The following is a 12,218-nucleotide window of genomic DNA, read 5'->3' as shown; positions in this document are numbered from 1 at the left end:
GATCTTTGACTAGGCCTCTCCTCGTATTTTCTTCTTTTGAGCAATCTTCGCCCCTCGCGGATTTTTCTGCGGCCAAAGTGTCAATTTCTGAAATTTCACGAATCATCTCTCTGAAAGCTGTGTTCTCGAGCAACAAGATTTGAAAAGATTCCAGAATCTCGAAATTCTGACTGTTTTCAAATCTATAATTCTCGTGATCGGTCATCTAAATTCACGTCTCGGGTTTGCTCTCAACTCGGGTTTCATTTGATTCAACGGCTTCGGATTCTTTATTTTTGATTCTCATAAGAAACCTCGAAAGCAGAGCAACAACCGGAGAGGCGAGAATGAGTCCAGGCACTCCAAACATCGAAGCTCCTACCATCAAAGAAAACATTATAACCACAGGGTTCAAACCCATTGAAGTGCCCATGATGTTTGGGGTGATAACAAAAGTCAGCAAAATCTCTTCTATGACGAATACTACTCCGGCTTTCAAAGACATCAAAAGCGGGTTAGGTCCAGTAATCGTAATCAAAAGAGTGACAATCACGGTAAACAAAAATCCAAAATTCGGTATAACCGAAAATATGGCGGCGAGGACTCCTAAAAGAACTGAATACCTCACGCCCATTAAAGTGAGTCCGACGCCGACTATTATTCCGTCGAGTATAGACACTATTATCTGACTTCTGACATAAAGACCTATAACCGAATCAGCTTCCTTTAGAATGAACCTCATTTTTTCAACTGTTTTTTCTGAGAAGAATTTCTTGAAAAACATTTTAAGTTTATCGGCTTCTTTTAAGTACAAAAAGCTGATTATAGGGATGATCAAAATATACCAGATTGTGTTGATGACAATCATAAGGACATCTTTGATTCTTATCAGGCTGTTTTGAATGTCATCCTGGCCTATGGAAATAAAACTTCTAAGGTCTATACCCATTTTCATCAATACATCATTTTTGTCTATCCATGTCTGGGTAATTTCAGCTTTCTCGTTTATGAAAGTGATGATCTGCGGTAGATAATTCAAAAAGTTGGTGACTTGATTTATTAAAACAGGGACGAGAAGCACCATAAACAGAGCGAGAAGCAAAATTACTATGAATTCGGAAATCATTATTGAAAGTATTTTGGGAATTCTAAACGATTCGAGTTTCTTCACGAGAGGATATATGACATAAGCGAGAATAAACGCGAATACAAAAGGAAGGACGACTATTTTTATCCTGAGCAAAATCCAGAGAAATAAAACGGCAAGGGACAAGTACAAAAAAGGTTTGACCCATTGGGATTTTCTTTCAGGAAAAAGAAGTAAAATAGTCAATATAGCTATGAAAGGAGGGGAAATGACATTCCTTGCCGACCACAGCAAAATTGCGAACAAACCAAGTATCAGTATTTTATTTTGCCATTGCTCTTTAATATAACTCCTCCAAATATATTCTCGCCAAGTCGGCTTCAAGAGTATAAGGGTATTGTCTGACAATTTCCAGAAGAATATCTTTAGCTGTTCCAGAGTGTGTTTCAAAAAGCATTTTCGCTGCTTTAAGCATATTAACCGAGCCCCCGCTCCTGAGATAATAATCCGAGGATTGACTTATAATTCCTTCTTCGAACATATAAGTCGCTTTTTTAGCCCATAACAACGCTTTGACTTCGTTCGGAATATCATGGGAGAGAAATCTTTCGCATGTTTCGTCGTCGTATTCTACGTCCAAGAAGTAAATACTGTCCCGCCAAATTCCAAGACCAGACAACTTATCAAAATACTCTCTTCTTCTCATCACGTCGTTGAAAGCTGTGTCATCGGTCGCTACAGCTAAGTTTTTGAAATATTCCAGGGCTGCTTCCGGACCAAGGGCTAAATACAAACTGTCGCCTTTTTGAATTCGAGATGGTTCAATGAAATTAAAAAATACTACCTGAAGAACACAAAAAACGCTAAAAACCTGCATCGTGATACCTTTTGATCAAATATCTGAAAAAGACGTTTGCTTCATCCTCATAAATCAATGGAGACGTCGTATTTGTAGAACTTCTCTTTTGTTCAATTAGGTTGTCTATGCCGATGAAAAAAGGATACCGGAATTCCCCTTCCGGTCTTTGAGCGACTCTTTCAGGCCTTGTTCTTTGCTCCCTGAGGGCTCTTTGGCTCTCCAAAAGCTTTTGAAGTATCCCTCTTTGTCTGTCGACGAGTTCCCTTGTCACTTCTCCTCTCTCAATCGCGTTTGCGGAAAGTTCCATTTGACGAGCAATTTCCTGAAGTTCAGATAAAATCCATGCTGAACCGTTCGAATTTCCTGAAATTTGGGACAATTTCTCAGAAAGGGCTCTTTGTCGTGCCGCTATCTGCGCTAACTGACTTTGCGAAAGATAGTTTCCGTTGAGGCTCTGAGAGATGGAATTGCCAATATTCGCCTGTTCTCCGCCCATCTGCGACAATTGTTGTAGCATACCTGAATTTGACCCGGACATGTAATTTTCCATCAGCCTCTCTATCCTTTCCAGATCTCTGTAAGCGTCGTTCGCGAGCTTCATTACCGCTCTGTGGTCTATTGCCTCATTGGTTTTCTCTAATTCATTTTGCATGAGCGAAAACAACTCAACAATATTATTTTCAGCTAAAGACGAGACGCTTGAGACGGAGTCGAGTGCGTTTTTTGCCCTAATGACAGACTGTAGAGAGGCGAGGGATAGGATTTGATCCGTTTCACCTTTTGAAATACTCTCTTCAAGCTCCGATATCCCGAGTGCAGTTTCTTTTATCTGGTTGACAAGAAATGCGGCTCTCTGCATTCTGCTTCCGGACATTATCTGTGAGGCCTTTTGAAGATGCGAAGCCATGGACGAGAGCTTTCCCGTCAAACCTTCGGAGGATGAATAATTTGACATTTTTTGGATTTCTTCCATCGCCATCTCTCCCTGCATCTCAGAATCCTCAATTTCATCAAGAGCTTCATCGGGGATCAATTCCGTTTCAAGTTCGTCGATTTCCTCCAGTATTCTGCTAATATCATCTTCGATATTTTTTATCTGTCTCCCCATCAGCTCCCTGTCAGATGTCGAAAGGTTCGCAGACCTCTGGGCGGCTTCGAGCGTTCTTCTGGAGAGCTCTTCAAGTTTTTTTTCAATCTGAAGCCTTCTCAGAAGATCAATAGTTCTGTCAAGAGATTCGACGAGTTCTTCACTCTCGATTTTAAGCTCTCTCAATATTTTTTCGATTTCTTCTTCATCAGCATTTTCGGCTAATTCGTATAGCCTTTCAAAAGCCTTTTTTGTCTCCTCGTCCAAAAGATCTCGGTAAATTTCGGCAATTTCTCTTGTCTTATCAAGGATCATACTGTCGAGCATGAAAGATTCGGCGGAATATTCCAAATACAGGTCCATATCGTCTAACGATCGAGATATCTGGTCTATCAGGGACTCGTGATCTTTCAGAAGCTCTTGAAAATCTCTTTGTTCTTCGAAATTCACTGAATCCGAAAGTTTTAATCTCTGCTCGAGCACCTCGATTTCTCTCATCAAATCTCTCCCTTTTTGTATGAAAGAAGAAGTTTTTTCGGTGTCAAAAACCGAATCAGAGCGCGAGAATATTTGATACAAATCCGGCATTACAAACAAAAGAGTCTCAGAGTATGATGTCTGATGTTCAGGACTATTGTCCGCCGTTCGGGCGTAAGCCAAAAGGGTATCTCCTGGTTTTGAAAAATAATCCCCAGGATAAAAAGAATAATTTATTTCAAGAGGTCCCTTGCCCTCCAGGCTCACTCCCTGAACGGCTTCATCCCTGTTATCTTGAGATATCAGGAGCTGCGAACTAGTAAGCCCGTAATCGTCCTGCGTTTCAAACTTCAGCACATATTCCTTGTCAAAATCCACTTGTAAAACCCTGTCACTCGGGAAAGTCAACCTGCAGACAGGAGGCCTGTCTTTTATTACGTTTATTCGAAAATTTTCTTCGACTGTGTCACCGAGAAAAGAGCATGCCCTCAAGATCACAAGTGCAGAATCCATAGCCACGATTTCCCAAGTAACACTCCCAGGGCTCTCGTCTTTCAAAACTCCGCCTTCGGCATTCCATTTTTCAATTCTTGCATCACTCTCGAAGACAAATCTCAAAACACTGCCTTCAGGAACAATATATTCCTTTTTGCTTTCTAAATTATATTCCCCACCGCCTAAATAAATCGGAAGAACGAGCAGTGCCGACCGGCAAGTAAGAGGGGGAGACCTGACATATATATATCCTGTGGACAGCGTGTCGTTTTTTGCCTGAATCCTGAAATCCAGGTTTCTTTGAGGTTTTAAAAGCAAAGCCGAAAAACTGTCGTTTTCTATAAAAGAAGCGAGTTTCTCTCCGTCGACAACAACTTCCAAACCCATGCTGTTTTCAGCTGGGAAAACAGTGAATTTCAGGTCTTGTCCCAAAATCAAAATAGTGTCTCCTGACGGGACAACCTTTAAATCTACCGCCATATTATATTTCGCGGCACCGAACCTCGGGACAAAAAGTAAAACCGCCGTCAAGATCGAAAGGGTCGCAATTTCAGAAAACTTAGCACCGAAAAGCGATTTTCTTATCAGAAGTTTCAAACCATTTTTTACTGTTTTCTCTTTTAAATCTTCCGAACCCGGTAGTTTGATTGTACAAAATTCATAGGATGCTTTGACAACACCTTTTGCTCCGGTCAATTCGTCAAACCGGCTTTTAACAGTGTTCATTTTGACAACAGAATACAAAACACCCGGTATCGATGAAAACACCAACGCCCAAAAAAAGCCTGCCTTAAAAAAAACAAGATACAGATTCAGAAACATCATGGTGACTAAAAGAAAACGTAGCAATGAATAATAAAAAGAATAACGCCTGAAGACGCGAAGAAATATTTTCATCTACTCTTTAAAAACTGTATGTTTAAAACGATAGAGTTCAGAACCATTAAAACCAAAGAAGCATAGAGCATTTTACCGCCTCCAAAACCAGCTCTTTTTAAAAAAATGCTTTAAGCTTTTCTTTTCTCGTGATGGCAATTTCAGAACAGGATTTCGCAAAAGCAGTGACTATCTCAGCCTCGATTTTTTCGAGAAAATTCTCAGGGTTGATATCTCCTTTGAACATCAGTTTTGCCAGATTGAGGTTTTTTTCGCATTTCTCTTTTCCGAGTTTTTTATATATAAATGAAGAAAAAGGAGAATTCCTCATGTCGAAAATATTTTCAGATGGTCTCTCAGTCTCCAAAAGCGACAGAACAATATAATTGTATTTCAAGTTTTCCTGCAAAAGAGCTTCCGGAAGATAATGCTCCGCTCTTCCCTCGTCATTGTAGCCAAATTGCTTGACATCTCCCAAAAACATTGAAATCGGAGCATCGCCTCCGGTGCTCGATGCCAATGCTTCGATTATTCCAGTCGAAAGGAGTTTAACTCCAAGATATTCTCTCGCTATAGAGACGTTTCTCATTGCCTGGTTTGACATTTTTCCAAATTTTTCATCATCCGGAAAACCTGAATAATTATGAAAAATACTCAAAGGGTCGACGTTTTCCATGAATAATTCCATTTTCATCAGAGCACTGCGGTAATTTTTTATTGAATATATACTGTGAGCCCAGAGGATCGGATTTGTCTCCGGCAAAAGTTCCCAAGTACAGTCAAGAAATTTAGCTACATCTTCATACGCAAAATTTTCAACATCTTTGTTTCCCATTTCTACCGACATTTGAAGTATTTCAGATATTTCTTCATCCGACAGATTGAATTTATATTTTTGGTTCACAACAATAATTCTCTCGTTGAGTTTTTCAAAGCAACTTTTGTCCCCGTCGCTTTTTTTCCTAAACGGTATAGTGCCTTCTATGCAAGCGCTAATTGCGAGAAGGTGTTTTTGAGGCAGGATGTTTTCGAGCTGTTTCACGGCTGAAAGGGCGCTTAAAAACTCATTCATCCCGTTCATAACCGAAAGTCTTTGACCATATTCAAAACCGAATACTTCTAAAACCATTTTTACATTTTCGTCTTTTATTTTCTTTTTTATCAGAATCTCCCTTTCATCGGCATCGACAAATTCGGTCAAAGTGTCTTTTAATACCACTGGGAAGCCCTGATCTATCTGGTAGTAAACGATATCGTGGAAAAGACCAGCAAGGATCTGGACTGGTTTCATTCCGTCACAAATCTGGAATACATGCTCAGGGGTGTGAAAATTCCGGTTTTGACCCGTCATGGCACTATGCACCAGGAAAGCGAGTTTTTCCACCTTTGAATCCTGAATTTCTATTCCGAGTTCTTTAAGGGAATCTTGAAAAAGAGCTATCAATCTATTTACAGTCGATAACATAGCATTTTAATCCTTTAAGCATATTATCAAATATTAGGGTCAAACTCAATATAACACTTTTAGGGTATTAGAAAAAAGGTCTCATGTGAATTTTCAGAAAGCAAAATTCATTGGCCTCAATGTTGTTTATCACCCTGTAAGATGCGAACCCGTATGGTTTTGAATGCCTGAACACCGTGTTTTGTGAAAACAATTCGTCAATCATATCCACGTCAATAGTTTTAAAATTTACCCCAATTACATCTTTCATAATTTCTTTCAGCCTAAAAGCGTAATCTTGTCCTCTTCTAAGAAGTTTTTGCGAAGATAAAATTTTTATGATCATGCCTTTATCAAACCCGCTTCTCTTTAGAGGAGCTAGATGAATCCTGACTATATGTCCTTTTGGGTCTATCGGTTGAAGCAGGGGGCTTTTCAAATCAGAATTTTCATCCAGAGCTTCAAGCTCACACTTTAATTCACCAAGAAATTTTTTTCTGTCTTCCAGTATATGGTCAACCCCAGTTGAAGCTTGCGCGCAGAGTTTACAAATATCTACTGGTTGAAGTTTTGGGTGAAGTGCGAATTCCAATTCAAGTATTCTGAGAATTTTTTTTTTACCGCCGTCCACTTTTCCAGAGTATCAGAAAGCCAACGCGAAATCAACCACGCAATCGAAAAACATTTCTTGACCTTTAACTACTTTTCTATATCCTATTTATATGAAACGTCTATGGGCACCTTGGAGAAGCAAATACATTTCAAACGTCGACAACATAAATGAATGCATATTCTGCCGTGCTGCTAAGGAGCCTGATCCGAAAAAAACATTCAGGCTTCTTTTGACCGGTAAATCTTTGGTTATACTCAATCTCTACCCATACAATTCCGGACACATTCTGGTGTCTCCCATAAGGCATGAAGGTTCTTTTGAAAATCTTACGACAGAAGAACTCACCGACATGAATATATGCATAAAAGAAGTTTTAAGAGCGTTGAAGAATAAATTCAAACCAGACGGATTCAATATTGGAGCCAATTTAGGCAGAACCGCTGGAGCTGGAATACCGGGACATTTTCACATGCACATAGTCCCCAGGTGGAACGGTGACACGAATTTCATGCCTATTCTTGGAGAAACCAAAGTAGTTTCAATGTCTCCTGAGGAAACCTGGCACAGCCTCATCGATGAAATCCATGTCTGACGAGACCATGTCATGGAATGGATGGCTCGCCGCAGAAAAACCGGCGTTGACAGTTTTTGCTTTTCTTGTTTTGATTTCGGTTTGGCTTCTCACTTTTATGGTCATGGAAAGCATTGTTCTGTCATTTCTGCTGACTTTTTGCGTTTTCGTTTACGTCTCAGAATTTTTTCTTCCTGTTCAATACGGATTTGACGATAATCATGTTTGGAAAAAGATTGGTCCGGTCAGGATTAGAAAAGAATGGAAACAGCTCAGGTCATTTTACACGGATAAAAATGGAATACTCCTGAGCCCTTTCTCAAGACCTTCTAGGTTAGAAACTTTCAGAGGCATTTACATTCGATTCGCGGGTGGAGACAGGGAAAGAATAATTCAAAGCATCAATGACAAGCTCACTACCGACAGATCTGATGTTTGAGTTACAAAATCATTTTAGACCGGTTTAACTGCTTTAAAGTAAAACCTACAACCTTCGAAAGAGGTCGACAAAAGTAGCCTTTGGATTTGTTGGATTTCAGTAAATTTTATATGAAGATAATGGTGAATTCTGTTTGTTCGGAAAACAGGGGAGCGAAAGAATTGAGGTTCATCAATATTTTTTCTCTTGAAGGCAGCATACCCTCTTCTTCAGCCAGTCTTCTCGCCTGAATTTCAAACTCTTCGAGCAGGTTGAGAGCTGTGTTTTCTCCCTTTATCAGATCGACGAGTCTGACAATTCCTGATTTGCTTTCGAAAACGCTTACATCGGTCAAGTTGACCGAGATATCCAAGATTTCAGGGTCAGGTATTTTGACGAAAACGGTGTCTCCGGATTTTTTCAAATCATTTTCGGTCAGTTTTTTCAGATCCACTCCGTAATATATCCTGACCACAGTGTAAATTAGCGATTTGTCCGTACCGGTCAGCCAATGACTGTTGTCAACTTGTACTATGACCTGAGTTACAATTTTGTCTGTCACCAGAAAAATCAGCTGTTCGGATCTCAAGACTTCTAGGGTAGAAACAACTTTTTTTTTACCCCGGTTTTTTATAAGCAAAGAACCAAAGAGAATTGAGATCGACAAAACAATTAAGAAAGCAAGGGTTATCACTAATGAATATTTTTTCAGCATCTTTCCCTCAGCACGAGACAAACCTTAAAAACAGAAGAACGAGAATCACAATGATGCAGGAGTAGATCAAAATTTTTTTCATCTATTTTCCGCCCATTTTCAATGTTTTAATCACATGACCAGCGCTTGGTTTATTTTTTTCCAAAAATCTTTAGCAGATAGAGTAAGATCCTGGGAATAAAATCGGGTTAAAATACCTCTTCCAAAAAAGACCATGAGTCTTTTCAAAACCGTCCCTTTCAAAGATGGCTTAAAACATCCTGTTTCCATTGTATCTTATCCAGGACAATAAATCAAATTTCATTGACAAAAACCGCCAAAAATTGTAAAAAAGAGCTCTTCTATACTTTCCGGCATTGTTTTGTCTTTCCCAGCCGGATCAATCCAGGAAAAGGCTGTTTAAAACTTCTGAGAGGAGAAAATGAAAAAGACTCGCTTTTTTTGGGTTTTTGCTTGGTTCGCTTATGTGGTGTTGAGTTTCGATTTTTGGGATTGGAACAAAAGCGCCGTAATTATATTCGGACTCCCGTCTTGGATATACTGGGATACTTTTCTGGTTTTTTCTTTGAGCCCAGTACTCTTTTATCTCGTCAAACGATGGGATGATAAAACATGAGTTACTTTATAATCGCCTTATACATACTCGTAATATTTTTTATTTCCGCCTTAGCGAAAAAAAAAACCTCTTCATCTCCTTTTGATTATTTTATAGCCGGGAGATCTTTCGGAGGGGCAGTCCTTTTTTTCACTCTCGCTGCAACGAATTTTTCGGCTTTTTTCTTTCTCGGTTTCGCTGGCGCAGCCTGGAAATACGGTTTCGGGCAATATGGTGTAATGGCTATAGGCACTTCTTTGGTTCCTTTCGCTTTCTATTTTATTGGTAAAAAAGCGTGGAAACTCAGCAAAGAAAAAAACTACATGACTTTACCTGAACTTGTCGGCGGTGAGTTTGAAAGTCCATTGCTGAAAAAATTATTTTTAACAGTTTTAGTCATTTCAACCCTTCCCTACCTATACACACAGGCATTAGGTGGGGGAATTATTCTTTCCTCTATTCTTGGATTTGACTTTGTCAGGGAAGGAGCTTGCATATCGATATTTTTGGTAGGAATCACAGTCGTTTTAGGCGGGATGAGGGGAACAGCGTGGACTGACGTTTTTCAGGGCGTTTTTATGACGGTGGCGATAGTAACAGCGATGATTTTCGTTGCAAAATCGCTTGGGGGATTTCAAAACGCCGGAAACTCCGCTTATTTGATCTCTCCCTCTCATTTTTCAAGGCCGGGACCTGAAAATTTTTTTACAGGACAGAAATGGATCACCCTGATCATACTGTGGACTTTTGTGAACCCTGTTTTCCCACATATTTTCACCCGTTTCTTCGCGGCCAAGAATATCCAAGCTTTAAAGACATCCCTATGGTTGTACCCCCTTCTCGTCGGGGTTCTTTTCCTCCCCCCTGTTTTAATAGGAGTTTGGGCGAGAGGAACTTCAATAACCTTCTCTTCACCAGACTCCGTCCTTCCTGCCATGGTTGAAAATTTCGCTCCAAATTTCATTTATGCTCTGACGATGACAGGCGCTCTCGCAGCTTTGATGTCCACAGCGGATTCTCAACTTCTATCGGTCTCCACGATGCTCGCCAAAGATTTGATCAAGACGAAAAATGAAATCGCCCTGGGAAAAATATTTACGATTTTAATCTGCGTTGCCGTTTGTGGTATGTCTTGGGCGGGCATGAGTTCAAAAACAGCAATATTCAATTTTCTCGTAGGGACGACATTTTCTGCTTTGGCTGCCGCTTTTCCAGCCGTATTTTGCGCGCTTTATTTCAAAAGTGTCGGCAGAATTACCGCCTTGATATCTCTTATAACCGGCGAAGCCGCTGTTGTCGGGATATTTTTCAAATTCATTCCCACAATGGGAATGGCAGACGGGGTTGCCGCCGGGTCTGTTTCTGTTTTCTTTTTACTCTTTTCCCTCGCGGTAAAAAAAATTGCCGGCAAATAAAACAGTCTTCTTCGAAAACTTTCGGTTCGGGTTCACTTCACCGCGTAATTTTCAATGATCCGGATATAACCTTTTCTCCGCTCACGATATTTACAATATAAGCTCCTGCGGAAAGATCGGACAAGTCCGCCACAAAATCGACTTCCTTTTCATCCGAAGGGTTAAGAGTGAAATTTTTCACGATTCTTCCAGAAAGGTCTATTATATCTATCCTTGTCTCTTGAGAAAAAGGCACGGAAAATACAATTCTCGCGGAATTTACCGCCGGGTTCGGATACACATTTAAAAAGCCTGTCTGCCCCGCAACAACGTTTGGGTTTTCCTCGACGCCGACAGGTTCAAGTTCGGAAATATCAATTACAGAGCTCTGATAGATATGTCTGTAAGGGAGAACTCCGGATTGAAGCCAAACCGCAAAAAATATTTCGTTTTCGTCGTAGTGCCACCAAGTCGTGTCAAGCTGGAAGTTCACGTTTTTCTCCAAAGTGTCGGGGAAAACACCTGAAAAGTCCACCGCTGTACCTCCGTAATAAGGATACATCTGCCTCATCGGATAAGAAAACGACGAAAAGTTCCCTGAAGAATAGGGGACGTTTTTTGAAACTGCAGCTATATGAAGATAGTACTGGCCGGGTCCGGGTTCTTCTTCTGCTATTATCTGCGCGTTTAAAGTCCCCTCTTTAGTTGAAAGGTCGATAGTTCCACCAAGTATGATTTCTACGTAGGAGGGCTCTGACATCGCGCCTATATAGGCGTTTTCAAGAGCTTGAGGAGTTGGAGGATAGCTAACGTTTATCTGTCCGTCCATGTAGTTGTCCGGGACACCACCGACCCCATAATAGTCTTTTCTCCCATTGTTATCAGTGGGGTTGTCAAGATAGAAAGGGTCGATGGAAGAAGGCCAGTTAACATGATATCGAACAACTGTCAAACTGTCAGTATGATTGTTTATAAACTGAGTTATATTTGGTTCATATTGAACGCAAAAGCCGCATGTATGATTCATGAAGTTTTCAAAAACAGGCCTTCTGACAGCCGCGGTTAAATAAACCAGAGGCAAAAAAACCAAAAACATTGCAAAAAGCTTTCTCATTTCATCTCCTTTTTTTAGAATTAAACCTATGAACAGATAAAGACATATCTTTTGTCCAAAAAATATTTCAGTGTATAGCCTATTGTGAGCCCCAACACAGCTCCAATGTATTTTGAAGAGGGTAATTTAACACAAAACTCAAAAAAAAGTTCAACAGACCAAAAAACAACGGTCGTCAGTCCTCCTAAAAAACTGTAAAGGACGAACTTGTTTATGTCATGTGAAATTTTTTTTGTTCTGTAGTAAAAGATATATTTCTTGTCAAGAATGTATTTTAGTATAAGCCCTGCTAAAGTTCCCGCGGACATAGCCGCCAAGAGGGAATACTTAAAATCAAAAAAGAGAACCGCCCTCTGAACTGATATGTTCAAGGCCATTGAAACAGCGGCAAAAAACGCGTATTTAATAGTCAACCCAGAGTTTATCCTTAAACTTCTTATTATTATCCTTCCTTTCGCTGAACAAAATAATTTTACTATTTTATTATTATACCT

13 protein-coding genes are annotated in these 12,218 nt (G+C 40.0%); 4 read left to right on the top strand and 9 right to left on the bottom strand.

What is annotated here, in order from left to right:
- The 6 genes from JXA84_03480 to JXA84_03455 form a co-directional block, all read right to left on the bottom strand.
- Positions 1-205: hypothetical protein (locus tag JXA84_03480; GenBank protein MBN1150267.1), on the bottom strand; the 205-nt coding region annotated here is incomplete at its 3' end.
- Positions 206-211: 6 nt separating this feature from the next.
- Entirely contained in the window at positions 212-1,360 is a 1,149-nt protein-coding gene (locus tag JXA84_03475) for an AI-2E family transporter (protein MBN1150266.1), read from the bottom strand.
- 46 nt (positions 1,361-1,406) lie between these two features.
- Complete coding sequence (locus JXA84_03470; GenBank protein ID MBN1150265.1) at positions 1,407-1,943, bottom strand: hypothetical protein; 537 nt, start codon at positions 1,941-1,943, stop codon at positions 1,407-1,409.
- Positions 1,930-4,881 (bottom strand): hypothetical protein, encoded by a 2,952-nt coding sequence (locus JXA84_03465; GenBank protein ID MBN1150264.1) that lies wholly within the window; start codon positions 4,879-4,881, stop codon positions 1,930-1,932. The genes JXA84_03470 and JXA84_03465 overlap by 14 nt, the downstream gene beginning before the upstream one ends.
- 97 nt (positions 4,882-4,978) lie before the next feature.
- On the bottom strand, positions 4,979-6,325 hold the full coding sequence (locus JXA84_03460) for a hypothetical protein (GenBank protein MBN1150263.1): 1,347 nt from the start codon (positions 6,323-6,325) through the stop codon (positions 4,979-4,981).
- Positions 6,326-6,392: 67 nt separating this feature from the next.
- A complete protein-coding gene (locus JXA84_03455; protein MBN1150262.1) occupies positions 6,393-6,935 on the bottom strand; it encodes a hypothetical protein in 543 nt (180 codons plus the stop codon).
- A 91-nt stretch (positions 6,936-7,026) separates the two neighbouring features.
- On the opposite strand from JXA84_03455, the gene JXA84_03450 reads away from it, so the two are divergent.
- Together JXA84_03450 and JXA84_03445 are read left to right on the top strand one after the other, a co-directional pair.
- Entirely contained in the window at positions 7,027-7,509 is a 483-nt protein-coding gene (locus tag JXA84_03450) for an HIT domain-containing protein (protein MBN1150261.1), read from the top strand.
- Positions 7,493-7,927 (top strand): hypothetical protein, encoded by a 435-nt coding sequence (locus tag JXA84_03445; protein ID MBN1150260.1) that lies wholly within the window; start codon positions 7,493-7,495, stop codon positions 7,925-7,927. The genes JXA84_03450 and JXA84_03445 overlap by 17 nt, the downstream gene beginning before the upstream one ends.
- Before the next feature lie 106 nt (positions 7,928-8,033).
- Here JXA84_03445 and JXA84_03440 read toward each other — a convergent pair whose 3' ends face one another.
- Positions 8,034-8,621, bottom strand: coding sequence for a DUF4230 domain-containing protein (locus JXA84_03440; protein MBN1150259.1), 588 nt, complete (start codon positions 8,619-8,621; stop codon positions 8,034-8,036).
- Between the two features lie 421 nt (positions 8,622-9,042).
- Between JXA84_03440 and JXA84_03435 the strand changes: the two genes are divergently transcribed.
- Together JXA84_03435 and JXA84_03430 are read left to right on the top strand one after the other, a co-directional pair.
- On the top strand, positions 9,043-9,237 hold the full coding sequence (locus JXA84_03435; GenBank protein MBN1150258.1) for a hypothetical protein: 195 nt from the start codon (positions 9,043-9,045) through the stop codon (positions 9,235-9,237).
- Positions 9,234-10,631: a sodium:solute symporter family protein gene (locus JXA84_03430; GenBank protein ID MBN1150257.1), complete on the top strand. Its 1,398-nt coding sequence runs from the start codon at positions 9,234-9,236 to the stop codon at positions 10,629-10,631. The genes JXA84_03435 and JXA84_03430 overlap by 4 nt, the downstream gene beginning before the upstream one ends.
- A 37-nt stretch (positions 10,632-10,668) precedes the next feature.
- On the opposite strand, the gene JXA84_03425 is transcribed toward JXA84_03430, so the two are convergent.
- On the bottom strand, positions 10,669-11,724 hold the full coding sequence (locus JXA84_03425; GenBank protein MBN1150256.1) for a T9SS type A sorting domain-containing protein: 1,056 nt from the start codon (positions 11,722-11,724) through the stop codon (positions 10,669-10,671).
- 26 nt (positions 11,725-11,750) lie between these two features.
- A complete protein-coding gene (locus tag JXA84_03420) occupies positions 11,751-12,101 on the bottom strand; it encodes a GtrA family protein (protein ID MBN1150255.1) in 351 nt (116 codons plus the stop codon).
- Positions 12,102-12,218: the final 117 nt, after the last annotated feature.

Source organism: candidate division WOR-3 bacterium, from assembly GCA_016926475.1.
GTDB lineage: Bacteria > SDB-A > SDB-A > SDB-A > SDB-A > JAFGIG01.
Note: the sequence above shows the minus strand (reverse complement) of the source record. Positions and strands in the feature narration are given on the sequence as shown.

Bases quoted from the DNA above. Each gene is read 5' to 3' on its own strand.
- JXA84_03425 (MBN1150256.1), bottom strand. From the start codon at position 11,724: ATGAGAAAGCTTTTTGCAATGTTTTTGGTTTTTTTGCCTCTGGTTTAT.
- JXA84_03430 (MBN1150257.1), top strand. From the start codon at position 9,234: ATGAGTTACTTTATAATCGCCTTATACATACTCGTAATATTTTTTATT.
- JXA84_03445 (MBN1150260.1), top strand. From the start codon at position 7,493: ATGAAATCCATGTCTGACGAGACCATGTCATGGAATGGATGGCTCGCC.
- JXA84_03435 (MBN1150258.1), top strand. From the start codon at position 9,043: ATGAAAAAGACTCGCTTTTTTTGGGTTTTTGCTTGGTTCGCTTATGTG.
- JXA84_03440 (MBN1150259.1), bottom strand. From the start codon at position 8,621: ATGCTGAAAAAATATTCATTAGTGATAACCCTTGCTTTCTTAATTGTT.
- JXA84_03460 (MBN1150263.1), bottom strand. From the start codon at position 6,325: ATGTTATCGACTGTAAATAGATTGATAGCTCTTTTTCAAGATTCCCTT.
- JXA84_03420 (MBN1150255.1), bottom strand. From the start codon at position 12,101: ATGGCCTTGAACATATCAGTTCAGAGGGCGGTTCTCTTTTTTGATTTT.
- JXA84_03450 (MBN1150261.1), top strand. From the start codon at position 7,027: ATGAAACGTCTATGGGCACCTTGGAGAAGCAAATACATTTCAAACGTC.
- JXA84_03465 (MBN1150264.1), bottom strand. From the start codon at position 4,881: ATGAAAATATTTCTTCGCGTCTTCAGGCGTTATTCTTTTTATTATTCA.
- JXA84_03470 (MBN1150265.1), bottom strand. From the start codon at position 1,943: ATGCAGGTTTTTAGCGTTTTTTGTGTTCTTCAGGTAGTATTTTTTAAT.